This is a genomic window from Arthrobacter sp. AFG20 (assembly GCF_002892795.1).
Classification (GTDB): domain Bacteria; phylum Actinomycetota; class Actinomycetes; order Actinomycetales; family Micrococcaceae; genus Arthrobacter.
Window position 1 is genome coordinate 1 of the sequence record NZ_PJMC01000031.1, and the last position, 17390, is coordinate 17390.

General features: G+C 66.7%; 14 protein-coding genes. 3 read left to right on the forward strand and 11 right to left on the reverse strand.

The features are described from left to right. The 9 genes from CXZ05_RS21965 to CXZ05_RS22005 all read right to left on the reverse strand — a co-directional run. On the reverse strand, window positions 1-831 hold an 831-nt coding region (locus CXZ05_RS21965), incomplete at its 3' end, for an aldehyde dehydrogenase family protein (protein WP_146033139.1). Between the two features lie 135 nt (window positions 832-966). Beyond that, window positions 967-2367 carry an MFS transporter gene (locus CXZ05_RS21970; RefSeq protein ID WP_102974576.1) on the reverse strand — a complete coding sequence of 467 codons (1401 nt, stop codon included), beginning with the start codon at window positions 2365-2367 and terminating at the stop codon, window positions 967-969. 33 nt (window positions 2368-2400) lie between these two features. Beyond that, window positions 2401-3921: an NAD-dependent succinate-semialdehyde dehydrogenase gene (locus CXZ05_RS21975; protein ID WP_102974577.1), complete on the reverse strand. Its 1521-nt coding sequence runs from the start codon at window positions 3919-3921 to the stop codon at window positions 2401-2403. Between the two features lie 23 nt (window positions 3922-3944). Beyond that, complete coding sequence (locus CXZ05_RS21980) at window positions 3945-4763, reverse strand: HpcH/HpaI aldolase/citrate lyase family protein (protein ID WP_180987500.1); 819 nt, start codon at window positions 4761-4763, stop codon at window positions 3945-3947. Then, on the reverse strand, window positions 4748-5533 hold the full coding sequence (gene hpaH, locus CXZ05_RS21985; RefSeq protein ID WP_102974578.1) for a 2-oxo-hept-4-ene-1,7-dioate hydratase: 786 nt from the start codon (window positions 5531-5533) through the stop codon (window positions 4748-4750). The genes CXZ05_RS21980 and hpaH overlap by 16 nt, the downstream gene beginning before the upstream one ends. Before the next feature lie 3 nt (window positions 5534-5536). Beyond that, window positions 5537-6631, reverse strand: a complete 1095-nt coding sequence (gene hpaD, locus CXZ05_RS21990; RefSeq protein WP_102974579.1) for a 3,4-dihydroxyphenylacetate 2,3-dioxygenase — start codon at window positions 6629-6631, stop codon at window positions 5537-5539. A gap of 64 nt (window positions 6632-6695) precedes the next feature. Next, window positions 6696-8210 (reverse strand): 5-carboxymethyl-2-hydroxymuconate semialdehyde dehydrogenase, encoded by a 1515-nt coding sequence (gene hpaE / locus CXZ05_RS21995; protein ID WP_102974580.1) that lies wholly within the window; start codon window positions 8208-8210, stop codon window positions 6696-6698. 60 nt (window positions 8211-8270) lie between these two features. Then, entirely contained in the window at window positions 8271-8981 is a 711-nt protein-coding gene (locus CXZ05_RS22000; protein WP_102974581.1) for a GntR family transcriptional regulator, read from the reverse strand. Next, window positions 8974-10440, reverse strand: coding sequence for a fumarylacetoacetate hydrolase family protein (locus CXZ05_RS22005; RefSeq protein ID WP_102974582.1), 1467 nt, complete (start codon window positions 10438-10440; stop codon window positions 8974-8976). The genes CXZ05_RS22000 and CXZ05_RS22005 overlap by 8 nt, the downstream gene beginning before the upstream one ends. A gap of 224 nt (window positions 10441-10664) precedes the next feature. On the opposite strand from CXZ05_RS22005, the gene CXZ05_RS22010 reads away from it, so the two are divergent. Next, complete coding sequence (locus CXZ05_RS22010) at window positions 10665-12575, forward strand: FAD-binding monooxygenase (protein ID WP_102974583.1); 1911 nt, start codon at window positions 10665-10667, stop codon at window positions 12573-12575. 201 nt (window positions 12576-12776) lie between these two features. After that, on the forward strand, window positions 12777-14252 hold the full coding sequence (locus CXZ05_RS22015) for an APC family permease (protein WP_102974584.1): 1476 nt from the start codon (window positions 12777-12779) through the stop codon (window positions 14250-14252). On the opposite strand, the gene CXZ05_RS22020 is transcribed toward CXZ05_RS22015, so the two are convergent. After that, entirely contained in the window at window positions 14229-14876 is a 648-nt protein-coding gene (locus CXZ05_RS22020) for an AmiS/UreI family transporter (RefSeq protein WP_102974585.1), read from the reverse strand. The genes CXZ05_RS22015 and CXZ05_RS22020 overlap by 24 nt on opposite strands. A 196-nt stretch (window positions 14877-15072) precedes the next feature. Here CXZ05_RS22020 and gdhA point away from each other — a divergent pair, with 196 nt between their 5' ends. Then, window positions 15073-16410: an NADP-specific glutamate dehydrogenase gene (gdhA, locus tag CXZ05_RS22025; protein ID WP_102974600.1), complete on the forward strand. Its 1338-nt coding sequence runs from the start codon at window positions 15073-15075 to the stop codon at window positions 16408-16410. Here the strand turns inward: gdhA and CXZ05_RS22030 are convergent. Further along, entirely contained in the window at window positions 16407-17366 is a 960-nt protein-coding gene (locus tag CXZ05_RS22030) for a helix-turn-helix domain-containing protein (RefSeq protein WP_102974586.1), read from the reverse strand. The two genes, gdhA and CXZ05_RS22030, sit on opposite strands and share 4 nt — an antisense overlap. Window positions 17367-17390: the final 24 nt, after the last annotated feature.

A 17390-nucleotide genomic window follows, 5' to 3' on the forward strand; every position in this document is an offset into this window, starting at 1 on the left:
GCAGGTCTGGCCGGTGTTGATGAAGGCGCCCCAGAAGAGTCCTTCGGCGATGGCTTTGGGGTCGGCGTCGGGCAGGACGATGCCGGCGTCGTTGCCGCCAAGTTCGAGGGTGAGGCGTTTGACGGTGTCGGCGGAGGATCTGATGATGGCGCGGCCGGCGGCGGTGGAGCCGGTGAACATGATCTTTCCGATGGCGGGGTGTTCGGCGAGGCGGGCGCCGACTTCGCGGTCGCCGGAGATGACGGTCAGGACGCCGTCGGGGAGTTCCTCGTTGAGGACCTTGATCAGGGCGAGGACGGAGAGCGGGGTCATCTTGGAGGGTTTGACGACGGCGGTGTTGCCCATCCGCAGGGCGGGGGCGATCTGCCAGATGGTGATCATCATGGGCCAGTTCCAGGGGCCGATCGCGCCGACGACGCCGATGGGCTTGTAGTGCAGTTCGGCGTAGGTTTCGCCGTCGTCGACGACCACTTCGGGTTTGAGTTCGGTGGTGGCGGTGTTGCGGAGCCAGGCGGCGCAGGCGCCGACCTCGAAGCGGGCGTTGGGGCCGTTGAGGGGTTTGCCCTGTTCGCGGCAGAGCAGTTGGGCGAGTTCCTCAGCGGAGCGTTCGACGGCGTCGGCGGCCTTGAGCAGCGCGGCGGACCTTGCGTCGTGGCCCAGCGCAGCCCACGCCGGCTGGGCGGCGACGGCCGCCGCCACCGCGGTCTCGAGGTCTTCAACGGTGTGAACCGGGGCCTCGCCGACAACGCCGCCGGTGGCGGGGTCAAAGATGGTCCGGGTCTCGCCGGAGCCGGGGGTGATGGACGCGAGGAGGGCATCGTAGGTTTCCAAGAGGTACTCCACTTCGAGTAGGAATGTGCGCTCAGCCGGTCGGCGAGGCGGGCATACCTAAGTGTTGTCCGCGCGCGGCGCCGCTGGCTTGTCTTTGGGTGCAGGACCCTTGACTGGGGGCGAACTGACTGGTGGTCAGACGTTGGCGTGCTCCGCGGCTGCCTCGGCCGAAGCCTGGCGCCGGTCGAAGATGGTGGCGCCGACCTCCTGTTCGGCCTGGTTGTTGATGCCCAGGTCGATGCCTTTGCGTTCCCGAATCATCAGGACCGCGGCCGTTGAAACGAGGGCCACGATGAGCAGGTAAACGGACACCGAAGCCGTTGTTCCGGTGGCCTGGACCAGGGCGGTGGCGATCATCGGAGCGAAGGCGCCGCCGATGATGGCACCGAGCGCGTAGGAGATCGCGACGCCGGAGAACCTGATGGACGCGGGGAACAGCTCGCTGTAGAGGGCTGCCTGCGGGCCGTAGGTGAGTCCGAGCCCTACCGTGAACAGTGCGAGGCCGAGGAACAGCGCCCAGATGTTTCCGGTGTTCACGAGCCAGAACAGCGGGAACACAGTCAGGATGAGGCAGCCGTAGCCGATGAGGTACGTCTTCTTGCGGCCAATGCTGTCCGCCATGTAGCCGGAGATCAGCGTGAACAAGAACCACAGGGCAGCGGAGCCGGTCACTGCGAGGAGCACTTCCGTGCGGTCCATGGCCAGTCCGGCGGGATTGGCGGCATAGCTCAGGATGTAGCCGCCGGTGGTCATATAGCCCGCGGCGTTGTTGCCCGCGAAGACCAGGGCCGCGATGATGACCAGCAGCCAGTGCTTCCTGAACAGTTCGACGATCGGGACGCGGGTTTGCTGCTTTTTCTGTGCGATCTCCTCGAAAACCGGGCTTTCCTCCACGCTGCGGCGGACCATGAAGCCCACCACAATCAGGACGAAGCTGAGCAGGAACGGAATGCGCCAGCCCCACTGCACAAAGGCTGCACCGGGGGAGACCACGCCGGACATCAGGGCCAGGACTCCGGAGGCGAGCAGCATGCCCAGGGGAACGCCCAACTGGGGGAAGGCACCGAACAGTCCCCGCTTGCCGCGGGGTGCATGCTCGACCGCCATCAGGACGGCGCCGCCCCATTCGCCGCCGGCCGAAATGCCCTGCAGGATGCGCAGGAGCAGCAGCAGGATGGGCGCCACAATACCCGCCGTCTCGAAGGTCGGCAGCACGCCGATGAGGGTCGTGGCTGCCCCCATCATGATCAGCGTGATGACGAGCATGGCGCGGCGGCCCAGGCGGTCCCCGAAGTGTCCGGCCAGGAAGGCACCCAGTGGACGGAACAGGAAGCTGAGTCCCACCGAGGCGAAGGAAATCAGGATGCCGATGTCGTTGCCGGCGGGTTCGAAGAACAGTTTCGCGAAGACCAGGCCCGCGGCGTTGGCGTAGATGAAGAAGTCGTACCACTCGACGGTGGTTCCAATGATGGTGGCAAACGCTACGCGGCGGTTATCCCTTGCCGAGCTGCGCTGCCCGTGCTGGACAGTACTCAATGTTTTTCCTTGCTGTGGGGACACGTCGCTGTGTCAGTTGGCATAGGGGTCGGCGATGCCGATGTATTGGGTGGTGGTGTATTCGGCGATGCCTTCGGAGCCGCCTTCGCGGCCGAGTCCGGACTGCTTGACGCCGCCGAAGGGTGCCGCGGCGTTGGAGATGACGCCGGCGTTGAAGCCGACCATGCCGAATTCGATCTGTTCGGCAACGCGCAGCAGTCGGTTGAAGTCGCGGCTGTAGAGGTAGGACGCCAGGCCGTATTCGCTGGCGTTGGCGAGCCGGATGGCGTCCTCCTCGGTGGTGAAGGTGGTCACCGGGGCGACGGGGCCGAAGATTTCCTGGCCGAGGATCGCCGCGTCGTTCGGGACATTGCCCAGGACGGTGGGCTGGTAAAAGTAGCCGGGTCCGTCCACGGGTGAGCCGCCGGTGAGGGCGGTGGCGCCGGCGTCGACGGCGGCACTCACCAGTGCGTGCACGTCGTCGCGGGCGCCGGCGTCGATGAGGGGACCGACCTGGGTGGCGGGGTCGGTGCCGCGGCCGGTGGTCAGGGCGCCCATGGCGGCGGCGAACTTGGCGGTGAATTCGGCGGCGACGGTTTCCTGGACGAGGAACCGGTTGGCGGCGGTGCAGGCCTCGCCCATGTTCCGCATCTTGGCGGCCATGGCTCCTTCGACGGCCTTGTCGAGGTCGGCGTCCTCGAACACGATGAACGGTGCGTTTCCGCCCAGTTCCATCGAGGTCCGCAGCACGTTCCGGGCGGCATCGGCCATGAGGCGTTTGCCGACGGGGGTGGAGCCGGTGAAGGAGACTTTCCGCAGCCGCGGGTCGGCGAGCAGCGGCCCGGAAATCCCGGAGGCGGACGAGGAGGCGACGACGTTGAGGACGCCGGCGGGCAGGCCGGCGTCGAGCATGGTCTGTGCGAACAGTTGCGCGCTGAGCGGGGTGAGTTTCGCGGGTTTGAGGACCATGGTGCAGCCGGCGGCGACGGCCGGCGCCACTTTGCGGGTGGCCATGGCCAGGGGGAAGTTCCAGGGGGTGATGAGCAGGCACGGGCCGACGGGCTTGTGCTGGACGAGGATCTTGTTCTTGCCCTCGGGGGTGGTGAGGTAGCGGCCGTAGTCGCGAACGGTTTCTTCGGAGAACCAGCGCAGGAACTCCGCCCCGTAGGTGACTTCGCCGCGGGCCTCGGCCAGCGGTTTGCCCATTTCCAGGGTCATGAGCAGGGCGAAGTCCTCGGCGCGTTCGGTGACCAGGTCGAAGGCACGGCGCAGGATCTCGGCCCGCACCCGGGGTGCGGTCCGGGCCCAGGACGCCTGGGCCGCATCCGCTGCGTCGAGCGCGGCGAGTGCGTCCTCGCTGGTGGCCGAGGCGAGGGTGGCAAGCACCTCCCCGGTGGCGGGGTCGTGCACGTCAAACGTGCCGCCGTCGGACGCGTCCCGCCATTGGCCGTTGATGAGCAGGCCGGAGGGGACGGACGCAAGCAGCGCGGCCTCACGTTCGGAAGAGACGGAGGCCGGTGAGATGGCAGGGGAGAGTGCGGGCGAAGCGGTCATGCGGGGTCTCCTCAGGAGTTGGGTCAGTAGCTGGCCGGGGTTTCGCCGTCGGCAGCCCGGATGTTGGAAGCCTGGATGTACTCGGCGGCGAGGGCTTCGGAGCCGCGGGCCAGGAGGGCGACGTCGGCGCCCACCAGGATGAAGTCGGCGCCGGCCGCCAGGTAGCGGCGGGCGGTGGCGGGAGCGAAGGCGTTCACACCGGCGGGTTTGCCCGCCGCCTTGGCGGCGGCGAGGCAGTGTTCGACGGCGGCGCGCACCTCGGGGTGTTCCTGCTGTCCGAGCAGCCCCATCGAGGCGGCGAGGTCGGAGGGCCCCACGAAGATGGCGTCCACGCCGTCGACCTTCAGGATGTCGTCCACGGCTTCCACCGCCGCGGTCGATTCAATCTGGACGGTGACGCTGACGGTGTCCGCGGCGCGGGCGAGGTAGTCCGGGACGCGGTTCCAGCGGGCGGCGCGGGCCAGCGCGGAACCGACTCCCCGGACCCCGTGCGGCGGGTAGCGGGTGGCGGCCACGGCTGCCTCCGCCTCGGCCACGGAGTTGACCATGGGGACCAGCAGGTTCTGCACTCCGAGGTCCAGGTACTGCTTGATCAGTACGGTGTCGTTCACCGGCGGCCGGACCAGGGTGTGGACCGGGTAGCCGTGGATGGCCTGGAGCTGGGCGAGGATGGATTCGAGCCCGTTGGGGCTGTGTTCGGCGTCCACCAGGAGCCAGTCCAGGCCGGATCCGGCGCAGAGTTCGGCGATCAGCGGGCTGCCGGAGCAGACCCACATTCCGGCCAGCGGCCGGTCAGCCTCCGCTAAAGCCTTCCGGAACGTGTCTTCTACGCGAAGCGGCATGTGACGCTCCCGAGGGGTCCGTAGTCGGCGTGGACGGTGTCGCCCTTGTACACCCACAGTGGCCGGGTGAAGGAGCCGGCCAGGATAATGTCGCCGGCTTTCATGGCGTCCCCGTGCGCGGCGATCTTGTTGGCCAGCCAGTGCACGCCGTTGGCCGGGTGGTCCAGGACGCCCGCGGCCACGCCGGTTTCCTCCACGGTCTGGTTCTTGTAGAGGATCGCGGAGACCCATCGGAGGTCGACGGCGTCCGGCTTCACCGGGCGGCCGCCCACCACCATGGCGCCCATGGCGGCGTTGTCGGAGATGGTGTCCACGATGGTCCGGCCCTCCATCTCGATCCTTGAATCGAGGATTTCGAGGGCCGGGACCACGTAGTCGGTGGCGTTCAGGACGTCGAAGATGGTGCAGCCGGGGCCCTTGAGCCCGTCCTTCAGGACGAACGCCAGCTCCACCTCCACCCGCGGATGGGTGTACTTGTCCCACTCCACCGAGCAGCCGGTTTCGAGCACCATGTCATCGAAGATGGCACCGTAGTCCGGTTCGGTGATGCCGGTGGCGGCCTGCATTGCCTTGGACGTGAGGCCGATCTTGCGCCCCACCAGGGTGCGGCCGGCGTCCTCGTTGCGGCGCCGCCACAGCTGCTGCACCGCGTAGGAGTCCTCCACCGTCATGCCCGGGTACCGGGCAGTCAGGCGGGGCACAGGGGTGCGGGTCCGGCCGGCTTCCACCAGCTCATCCGCAATGGCCTCGATCGTCTTCGCGTCCAGCATCGGTTAGACCTGGGCTCCCAGCTTGAAGCCCACTGCGTCGGTGCCTGCGGCAGAAGACGTCTCGTCCTTACGGGTGTAGGAGAAGCCGTCGGCGCCCACGGTCACGGCCATTTCGGAAGCGTCGGTGCGCTCGATGACCGGCTGCGGGTTGCCGTCCAGGTCCAGGACCAGGGAGGCCTCGGTGTACCAGGACGGGACCACGGGGTTGCCCCACCAGTCGCGGCGCTGGTTGTCGTGGACGTCCCAGGTGACGGTGGGGTTGTCCGGGTCGCCGGTGTAGTAGTCCTGGGTGTAGATCTCGATGCGGTGGCCGTCCGGGTCCAGGATGTAGAGGTAGAAGGCGTTGGACACGCCGTGCCGGCCGGGGCCGCGTTCGATCCGGTCGCTGATGCGCAGGGCGCCCATCTTGTCGCAGATCTGGATGATGTTGTGCTTCTCGTGGGTGGCGAACGCGACGTGGTGCATGCGCGGGCCGTTTCCGCCGGTGAGGGCGGTGTCGTGGACGGTCTGCTTGCGGTGCATCCACGCGGCGTAGGTGACTCCGTTGGAGTCCTTGATGTCTTCGGAGACGCGGAAGCCGAGGTCCTCCAGGTAGGCGCGGCCGCGGGGGACGTCCGGGGTGACCTGGTTGAAGTGGTCCAGGCGCACCAGTTCACCGGCGGAGTAGAGGTCGTAGCGCTGGGTGAGGCGCTCCACGTGCTCGGTCTCGTAGAAGAACTCGTAGGGGAAGCCCAGCGGGTCCTCGACGCGGACGGAGTCGCCGATGCCCTTGGTGAAGCCGTTCTTGCGGCGCTCGGTGCGGCAGCCCAGTTCCTTGTAGTAGGCCTCTGCGGCGTCCACCTCGGCGGGGGACTTTACCCGGTAGGCGAAGGCTGCCACGGCGGCGACGGGGCCCTGGCGCAGGACCAGGTTGTGGTGGATGAACTCCTCCAGGGAGCGGAGGTAGATGGTGTTCTCGTCCTCCTCGGTGACGTGCAGGCCGAGGACGTCGACGTAGAACTCGCGGGACTTGGCGAGGTCCGTGACCACGATTTCCATGTAGGCGCAGCGCACGATGTCCGGCGCCGGAACGGTGGGGGTGGGAACGAAGTTGGTCATGATGTTCTCTCTTCTTTGAAAGGGGGTTCGGGAAAGTACGACGGCGGGTGGCCGGGTTGGGTGCCTAGGCGCCGAACTTCGGGGTGTGAACGGTGCCGAGGGTGATGTGCACGGCCTGCTGGTCGGTGTAGAAATCGATGGAGCGGTAGCCGCCCTCGTGGCCCAGGCCGGAGGCCTTGACGCCGCCGAACGGGGTGCGGAGGTCGCGGACGTTGTGGCTGTTGAGCCAGACCATGCCAGCCTCGACGTTCTGCGAGAAGTTGTGGGCCCGGGTCAGGTTCTGGGTCCAGATGTAGGCCGCCAGGCCGTACTTGGTGTTGTTGGCCAGGGCGAGGGCCTCGTCGTCGTTCTCAAACGGGGTAATGGCGACGACGGGACCGAAGATCTCCTCCTGGAAGATCCGGGCGTCCGGGGAGACGTCGGCGAAGACGGTGGGGGCGATGTAGTTGCCCTCCGGCAGTCCTTCCGGGCGTCCGCCGCCGGCCAGCAGCCGGCCTTCGGACTTGCCGATCTCCACGTAGGAGGCCACCTTCTTGTAGTGCTCCGGGTGCACCAGGGCGCCCACCTGCGTCTTGGGATCGTGCGGGTCGCCGACGACGATGTTCTTGGCGCGGGCGGCGTACTTCTCGCAGAACTCGTCGTAGATGGCGCGTTCCACCAGGATGCGGGAGCCGGCGGTGCAGCGTTCGCCGTTGAGGGAGAAGACACCGAACAGGGCGGAGTCGATCGCGGCGTCCAGGTCGGCGTCGGCGAACACAACGCAGGGCGACTTGCCGCCGAGCTCCATGGAGAGGCCCTTGAGGTTCGCTGCGGCGTTGCGGAAGATGGTCTGGCCCGTGGTGGTCTCGCCGGTGAAGGAGATCAGCGGGACGTCCGGGTGCTTGACCAGGGCGTCGCCGGCTTCCTCGCCGAGGCCGTTGACCAGGTTGAAGACGCCGTCCGGCAGTCCGGCTTCCTTGAAGATGGTGGCCCAGAGCGAGGCGGACAGCGGGGTGAATTCAGCCGGCTTGAGGACCACGGTGTTGCCGGTGGCCAAGGCCGGGGCGAGCTTCCAGGACTCCAGCATGAACGGGGTGTTCCACGGCGTGATGAGGCCGGCGACGCCGATCGGCTTGCGGTTCACGTAGTTGATCTGCGAGCCGGGGACCTTCATGGCGTCGTCGAACTGGGCCACGATCAGGTCCGCGAAGAACCGGAAGTTCTCGGCCGCGCGCAGGGCCTGGCCTTTGGCCTGGGTGATGGGCAGGCCGGTGTCGAACGTTTCCAGCTCGGCGAGGCGGGCTTCCTGGGCTTCGACGGCGTCGGCGATCCGGTTCAGGACTTTGGCGCGCTCACGGGGCTTCATCCTGGGCCACGGGCCGCTGGTGAACGCCTCGCGGGCGGCGGCGACGGCGAGGTCAATGTCTTCCTTCTGGCCCGCCGCGGCGGTGGCGTAGTTCTGGTTGGAGACAGGGTCCAGGACGTCGAAAGTCTTGCCTCCCACGGAATCAACAAACTTGCCGTTGATGAAGTGCTGGATATGGGTGGGAAGGTTCTCGGGAACGTAGTGCTTTGCTGCTGTTTCTACAGGGGTCGTCATCGTTGGTTTTCCTTACTGTCTAGAGCAACGCGGGGTCAGTTACGGCCCAATCTGGGGCCGTTATTGGGCGCTAAGTGACCCCGCGTTGGTTTGGGAGAGGTACGCGTCAAGGGTGGCGCTGCGGTGCAGTCGTGCGGCTTTTTCGATGGTGTCTGCGTCGGCGCCGGTTTCAATGAGCCTCAGCAGGGCCTCATGTTCGTCCACGGACTCGTGGGCCCGGCCGGGAACAAAGCGGAACGTTGAGGACCGCAGTGATGCCAGCCGGTTCCAGCCGCGGTGGACCAGATCCAGGATGTGCGGGTTGGGGCAGTGCTCGAACAGGACGCTGTGGAAGTCCTGGTTGAGTCGGGTGAAACGGACGGGGTCGAAGTGCTTCAGGCACTCGCGCATCTCGGCGTTCACGGCGCGGGCCCGGGCGATGTCCGCTTCGCCGACCAGCGGCGCGGACAATGCCGTGGCCGCACCCTCCACGATGCTCAGCGTCTGCATCGTGTAGAGGTACTCGGTGGGATCGATGCCCGCCACGGTGGCCCCGACGTTGCGTTCGAACTTCACCAGGCCTTCGGCCTCGAGCCGGCGGATCGCTTCCCGCACCGGGACCACGCTGAAGCCGAGGTCCTTGGCGATGGCGGCCAGGACCAGACGGTAGCCGGGGGTGTAGGTACCTTCCACGATCCGTGCCTTGATGGCCTGGTAGGCCTGCTCGGACTTGCTGCCGGCGGTGATCTCAGTAATGCCCTCGGCAGCGGAGGCGGTGGCCGTTTCAGTCACTGGCTTTGCCTGCTTCCCATTCTTCATACCTACTGCGCCATTCAGCGTTCAGCGGGTAGAGCCCGTCCACGCTGTGACCCTGCTCCACCATTTCGGCGATGAAGACCTCTTCGCGTTCCTGGGCGACGGAGTCGTCGGCGACTTCCTCGGCGATGGCCGGCGGGATCACCAGGATGCCGTCGGAGTCAGCCACGATGATGTCGCCGGGCTGCACGGTGGTGCCGCCGCAGGCGATGGTGATGTCCGTGTCCCAGGGGATGTGGCGGCGGCCCAGCACGGCGGGGTGCGGGTTGGAGTAGTAGGTGGGCAGCTCCATCGCGGCCACGGCAGAGAAGTCGCGGACCCCGCCGTCGGTGATGATGGCTGCAGCGCCGCGGACCTGGGCGCGCAGGGCGAGGATGTCGCCGATGGTTCCGGTACCCTTCTCCCCGCGGGCCTCCATGACCAGGATTTCGCCCTCGTTGACGGAGTCGATGGCGCGTTTCTGGGCATTGAAGCCGCCGCCGTGCGTCTTGAAGAGGTCCTCGCGGTTGGGCACGTAGCGCAGGGTCCGGGCCAGGCCCACCACCTTGCGGTCCGGGCGGGTGGCGGTGAGGCCGTCGATGCTGACGTTGTTCAGGCCGCGCTTGCGCAGCTGGGAGGACAGCGTGGCCGTGCAGACGCTCTCCAGCTTGGCTTTCAGCTCCGGGCTCAGAGCAGATTCTGTGGCCGGAAGACCTGCCGCTTCCCGCGAGCCGTACGCCTCTTCGCGCTGCAGGTCATCGGCGTTGGGCAGGGCACCAAAGTCAGCGAACGCCGTCGTGCCTTCCTTAACAGCGGTGGTGAGACGGCCGGTGCTCACCCCGCCGTCAACACTGCTGACCTCCACCTCCAGCACGTCGCCGGGCACGGCGACGGAGGCGCCGGCGGGGGTGCCGGTGAGGATGATGTCCCCCTCCTCAAGGGTGAGCAACTGGGACAGGTCCGCGACGAGCCGGGCGAACGGGAAGAGCAGGTCCTCGGTGGTGTCGTCCTGGACCAGTTCGCCGTTGTGCCAGGTGCGGATGCGCAGTTTGGCGGGGTCGACGGCGTCTGCCGGAATCAGCGCCGGTCCCACCGGGGTGAAGCCGTCGCCGCCCTTGGACCGGAGGTTGGAGCCCTTGTCCGCGTAGCGGAGGTCGTAGACGCCGAGGTCGTTGCTGGCCGTCACTGCCGCGACGTGGCTCCAGGCGTCTTCGACGTCGACGCGCCGGGCCGCCTTGCCGATGATGATGGCGATCTCCCCCTCGTAGCCGAGGAGTTCGCAGCCGGCCGGGCGTTCGACGGCGGTGCCGGTGAGGGACAGCGACGTCGACGGCTTCAGGAAGTAGGAGGGCTGCGCCGGGGTGCGGCCGCGCTGGGCTGCACGGCTGGGGTAGTTGATGTGGACCGCGATCACCTTGCGTGCTGCTGCCAGGGTGTCGTCGTTGACCTGCTCCAAAGCGTTCTCCTCATCAGGTACGAAATCGTATACGAAACATATTGAACCGTCCGCGCGGGTTCGTCAACCCCTGATTTCAGGGAAGGGGACGCCGCTTGTAACGCAGGTCATATGTGACGTACAGTACTGAAGCATAACCACAATTTCTATTATCGAACCATCTGTTCCGATATAGAACACATGATTTGGCGAAAGCCAGCCACACAGTGAAGTGAGGAAAGCCCGTGCAGTTCCACCACCACGGTTACGTTTCCGGTGACCCGCGCATCCAGCCGGCCGCCGGCGTCGGCATCAACCGCCCCGAAGAGCTGCCCGACGAGGTCGACGTGCTCATCGTGGGCTCCGGCCCCGCGGGCATGCTCGCAGCCGCCCAGCTCTCCCAGTTCCCGGACATCACCACGCGTATCGTGGAGCGCCGCGGCGGCCGCCTGGCGATCGGCCAGGCCGACGGCATCCAGGCCCGCAGCGTCGAGACATTCCAAGCCTTCGGCTTCGCCGAGGAGATCACCGCAGAGGCCTACCGGATCACCGAGATGGCGTTCTGGAAGCCGAGCCCGGAGAATCCGCAGCACATTGTCCGAGCCGCCCGCGCGGTCGACGACGAAATGGGCATCAGCGAATTCCCGCACCTCATCGTCAACCAGGCCCGGGTGCTGGACTACTTCGCCCGGGTCATGGCCTATTCGCCGGCCCGGATGACGCCCGACTACGGCTACGAGTTCAGCAGCCTCCACGTCGCGGATTCGGGGGAGTATCCGGTCGCCGTGACCCTGGTCCATACCGCCGGCGAGCTGGCAGGCCAGGAGCGTGTGGTGCGGGCCAAGTACGTGGTGGGTGCTGACGGTGCGCGCAGCAGGGTTCGTGAATCGATCGGCTGCACTCTTGCCGGAGACCAGGCCAATCACGCCTGGGGCGTCATGGATGTCCTCGCGTCCACAGACTTCCCGGACATCCGCACCAAGTGCGCCATCCAGTCCCACGACGGCGGCAGCATCCTGCTGATCCCGCGCGAGGGCGGCCACCTGTTCCGCATGTACGTCGACCTCGGCGTCGTGCCGGAGAACGACAACGGCGCCATCCGCAAGACCACCATCGAGCAGATCATCGCCCACGCGAACCAGATCCTGCAGCCCTACACCCTCGATGTGCGCAATGTCGCCTGGCACAGCGTGTATGAGGTGGGCCACCGCCTCACCGACAGGTTCGACGACGTCCTGCCCGCCGAGCGGGACACCCGCACGCCGCGTGTGTTCATCACCGGCGACGCCTGCCACACCCACAGTGCGAAGGCAGGCCAGGGCATGAACGTGTCCATGCAGGACGGCTTCAACATCGGCTGGAAGCTCGGCCACGTGCTCGAGGGCCGCAGCCCGGAGTCACTGCTCGCCACGTACTCCGCGGAGCGCCAGGTGGTCGCGAAGAACCTCATCGATTTCGACAAGGAATGGTCCACCCTGATGGCCAAGAAGCCCGAGGAGTTTGACGACCCCTCCGAGCTCGAGGACTTCTACGTGCGCACCGCCGAGTTCCCGGCCGGCTTCATGACCGAGTACGCGCCGTCGATGATCGTCGCCGAGGCGAAGCATGCCGGGCTGGCCACGGGTTTCCCCACCGGCAAGCGCTTCAAGTCTGCTCCCGTGCAGCGCGTCTGCGACACCAATCCGCTGCACCTGGGCCACCAGGCTACGGCCGACGGTCGCTGGCGCATCTACGTGTTCGCCGACCCGGCTGAGGCCGGCGCGCCGTCGCCGACCTCCGACTTCGCACAGTGGCTGGAGAACTCGCCGGAGTCCCCACTCGCAGCCACGCCGGAGGGCGCCGACGCCGATGCCTGGTTCGACGTGAAGGTCATCTACCAGCAGGACCACAGGGGCATCGACATCAACGCCGTCCCGTCCGTGTTCAAGCCGGAGGTGGGGCCGTTCAGGCTCACCAACCTCGAGAAGGTCTACGGCACCGATCCGAAGGCCGACATCTTCGAACTGCGCGGCCTTGACCGCGGCGGCGTCGTGGTGGTGGTCCGTCCGGACCAGTACGTGGCGAACGTCCTGCCGCTGACGGCGACGGCGGAGCTCGGGGCATTCTTTGCGCCGCTGCTGCCGGCCCGCCGCGGACTGGTAAGCCACCGCGCCTGAGAGACGAAACTGCCGGGGAGTGCAAAGGCCTCCCCGGCTGTTTCATTTCTGGCTCCGCCGGTCATGACCAGTGCGCTGTGGCACAACAACTGATCGCTGCCAGACAAGCCCTATCCGGTCGGGACTGCCAAGCTGGATCCAGCGGTGCGAGGCCATTGCCAGCACCCCTCTCCAACGCTCATGACCGTTAAGAAGGATCCAATGAGTATTTCAAATTCCGAGTCCCGGACTGCAGAAGCAAATCCGCGCAAGGAGCAGTCCACCGCCCTCCGCGCGGGCAGCATCGGCGTCCTGGGCATTCTCTTTTTCGTTCTTTCAGCCCAGGCTCCGTTGACCGGCATCGTCGGCGCAGCGCCCCTGGCGGCTGCACTCGGCAATGGCGCCGGGGCACCGGGCGCCTACCTTGTCGTGGGCATCGTCATTGTCATCTTCGCCGTCGGGTTCGTGGCCATGAGCCGGAAGGTCCAGGCCAACGGCGCCTTTTACGCCTACATCACCGCCGCCTTCGGCAGAAAGACAGGCACAGGCGCTGCGTGGCTGGCACTGCTGGCGTACAGCACGGTGCAGGCCGCCATGTACGGCCTCTATGGTGCGGCCTTCTCCGGCCTGCTGGGTTCCGCCGGCGTGGCCGTTCCCTGGTGGCTTCTAGCCGTTGCCACCATGGCAGGCGTGCAGGTTCTTGGGTCGATGAACATCGAACTCGGCGCCCGCGTCCTGGTTGTCCTGGTCGGCTTGGAAGTGGCGATTCTGCTGATGTTCGGTCTCACCGTCCTGCTGAAAGGCGGAGGCCCCGAAGGCCTCAACATGGCAGCCTCATTTTCCCCTGAAGCGATCGCAAGCGGCGCCCCGGGAGTGGCCATCATGTTCGCCGTGGCGTCTATGTTCGGGTTCGAATCAACGGCCATCTACTCCGCCGAGGCCAAGGATCCCCACCGGACGGTGGCCCGGGCAACGTACCTCTCCGTGGGCATCATCGCCGTGTTTTTCGCCTTCATCACCTGGATGCTGGTGAGCTTCTACGGGCCCTCGCACGTCATCGGCGCCGCCGGAGCCGCCCTTGAGTCCGGAGACGCGACCTCGTTCGTAATTGGCCCGCTGGTTGAGCTGTTCGGCCCCTGGGCCGGCGTGACCGCCGGGATCCTTCTGGTGACTTCCCTCCTGGCAGGCATCATCGCCTTCCACAACGGCATCAACCGCTACCTTCACTCGCTGGCCCTGCGCGGTTCCCTGCCCGCTGTCCTGGCGCGGACCAATAAGCACCGCGCCCCTGCAAACGCAGCCTGGGTCCAGACGAGCGTTGCCGTGCTGCTCGTGGCGCCGTTCGCGGTGCTGGGAATGGACCCGGTGCTGACGCTCTTCTCGTGGTTCAGCGGGCTGGCCGTTGCGGCGCTGCTGGTGCTGTACATGCTCTGCTCCCTGGCCGTCGTCGCATTCTTCCGGCGCGAACGGGTACCGGGGCCACTCTGGCAGACTCTCATCGCACCGGTGCTCGCGTCGCTGCTGCTGGCATGGGTCCTCTACCTGGTGGTCAGCAACTTCACCTCCCTGATCGGCGGCAGCGCGGAAACAGCCACCGGGCTGCTGGTTGCCGTCCCCGTGATGTTCGTGGCCGGAGTGCTGGCGGAATTCGTAGTGGAGAAGCGGGCGGCGACCCTAGAGCCGGAGCTCGCCGGGTAACCGGCTTTCGACGACGGCACCACCACCCGTTCCGCTGCGGCGGCCTCGCCTCGCGAGGCCGCCCGCCAGCAGCAGAAGTGCGGCAAGGCCGGCCCCTGCGGCTGCGGCCGTCGCGGTGCCGGCCGGCCACTGCCCGGTAATCCCCAGGAACGCCGGCACCGTGGCAGAGGCTTGGCTGGTGAGCACGAGGGACCAGCCGATCAGTGGTGCCATCCGCTCAAAGCCCAGCGCCAAGTGAAGAAAGAACATCAGCCACAAGTAAGTCCAGCAGAGCCACAGGACGGCAAGCAGCGGGTCCTCCCCGGACCAGGCCACAGCGAGCAGGATGCCGCAGACGCCCACCATCCCGCAGAACCAGCCGAGGCCCGTGGACCCGAGCCCCAGCAGGACGTCCAAGCCGACGTAGACATAGGTCAGCCCGAACAGGAAAATCCCGGCGGCCCCCAGTAACGACTGGGTTCCGCCTCCTGCGGTGACAGTCAGGTGCGCAACGCCCAGGATCAGCTGGGCGTTGCCAATGACCAGGCTGAAGACGGCAGCGTCCCGGCGGGGGACCCGGTCCAGAGCGGCCAGCCCGTTGATCAGCAGTGCAGCTCCGGAGAGGAGCAAGCAGACATACGCCATCAGACGCCCTTCCCGGCTCCCGGCGCTGCGGACCGGTTTCTCATTTCATGGAATTTTGCTGTCACAATACGGAGAATAAGCGATTTCACGGCGGCCGCCTACGCGACTGCGGTCTTAATCGGTAAGCTTGAAAGCTCAACCATAGGCGGCTGAAGAGATCCTTTTGGCCGTTGCTCGCGGAATTGAGGACAGGTTCATGGATGCACGGCTGGAAGCCGTCAGGGATACGGTACTGGCGCGGAACCCCGGTGAGTCTGAGTTCCACCAAGCGGTGGTCGAGGTGTTCGAAAGCCTTGGCCCCGTCCATGACCGGCACCCCGAATTCCTGGAAGCCGCCATCCTGGAACGGCTCTGCGAGCCCGAACGGCAGATAATCTTCCGGGTGCCATGGACCGACGATTCCGGCCGGGTCCAGATCAACCGCGGCTTCCGTGTGGAGTTCAATTCGGCGCTCGGCCCCTACAAGGGCGGCCTCCGGTTCCACCCCTCCGTTTACCTCGGAATTGTGAAATTCCTCGGCTTCGAGCAGATCTTCAAGAATGCGCTCACCGGCATGCCCATCGGCGGCGGCAAGGGCGGTTCCGACTTCGACCCCCGAGGCCGCAGCGACGCCGAAGTCATGCGCTTCTGCCAGTCGTTCATGACCGAGCTCTACCGCCACATCGGCGAGTACACTGACGTGCCGGCCGGTGACATCGGCGTGGGCGGCCGCGAAATCGGCTATCTCTTCGGCCAGTACAAACGCATCACCAACCGCTACGAATCGGGGGTCCTGACCGGCAAGGGCATCTCCTGGGGAGGTTCCCTGGTGCGGCCCGAAGCCACCGGTTTCGGCACGGTGATCTTCACCGAAGAGATGCTCAAGACACGGGGATCATCCTTCGACGGGCAGCGAGTGGTGGTTTCCGGCTCCGGCAATGTGGCCATCAATGCCATAGCCAAGGCCCAGGCGCTCGGCGCGACCGTGGTGGCCTGCTCCGACTCCTCCGGGTACGTCGTGGACGAGGCAGGGATCGACGTCGGGCTGCTCCGCCAGGTCAAGGAAGTGGAACGCGGACGCCTCAAGGACTATGTATTACGCCGTTCCGGCGTTTCCTATGTGGAGGCCGGCTCCGTCTGGGACGTCGATGCCACCGTCGCCTTGCCGTGCGCCACGCAGAACGAGCTCGACGGCGGTGCTGCCGCACGGCTGGTCCGCAACGGACTGCTCGCCGTCGGCGAAGGCGCCAACATGCCCTCCACCCGGGACGCCGTGGCCGTCTTCCAGGAGGCGGGCGTGCTGTTTGGACCCGGCAAGGCCGCCAATGCAGGCGGTGTGGCCACATCGGCGCTGGAAATGCAGCAGAACGCGAGCCGCGACTCCTGGTCCTTCGAACACACGGAACAGCGCCTGACGGACATCATGGTGGGAATCCACCACCGCTGCGCCTCCACCGCAGACGAGTACGGTGACCCCGGCAACTACGTGCTGGGCGCGAACATCGGCGGCTTCGTCAAAGTGGCGGACGCGATGCTCGCGCAGGGTTTGATCTAGGCGCCGCGGCGCCAGTCGCTGGGGGATTCGCCGTAGGCGTCGCGGAACGTGCGGCTGAAATGCGCCGCGTCCAGGAAACCCCACCGCGCTGCCACGGCTCCCACGGAGGTGCCCGAGTGCAGCGGATCCCTGAGGTCCCGGCGGACCCGTTCCAGCCGGCGGCTGCGGATCCAGCTGGCAACGGTGCTGCCGGACTCGTGGAAGACGTTGTGGAGGTGGCGGGTGGAAATGAAGTGCGCTGCGGCGATGCTCGCCGGCGACAGCTGCGGGTCAGCGAGGTTCGCCTCTATGTAGTCACGGACCGACGTCGCCAGCAGCGCCTGGGGCTTCATGCTGTCCGCAGCCAGATCCAGTTCGGAATGGAGCATGGTGGAGACGAGGTCCAGGGTGTTTGCCGCGAGCCGGGAACCGCTCGGCCCGCTGAGTGCCTCCAGGTTGCCGGCGAGCTGCGTGATGAATGGTCCCACAATGCCCGCCAGCCCCGACTCGCCGGCCAGGCGGACGGCCGACAGCTGCCCCACATAGTCGGGCGGCAGCGACAGGGAATCGTGCGGGAACATAACCACGACCATGCGGGCCTGCTCTTCGAACGCCAGCGTGTACGGGCGGTTTGTGTCATAGATGGCCAGGTCGCCGGGGCGGAGCACTGCCTCGCGGTTGTCCTGGATGAGGAGCCCGGTGCCCTCCAGCTGGAGGTTGAGCTTGAAATAGCGCTGGTCGGACTGCGCCAGAAGCGCCGGTGTGCGGTGGACGCTGTGGCTCGAAGCCGAAACTTCCACGATGCACGTGCGGTCCAGCACCCTGGAGCGCATGCGGCCGCGGAACTGCTCGGGCCGGTCCGTTTCGGCGGCCAGCGGCACGAAGGACTGCGCTACGAGGTGCCTCCAGTGGTCAAAGGAGGTGGCCACACTGGAGGTGAGGGTCTGGTCCGCGGGGCGGATTGTGGTTGCTGGCATGAACGTTCCTGACGCCGGTTGGCT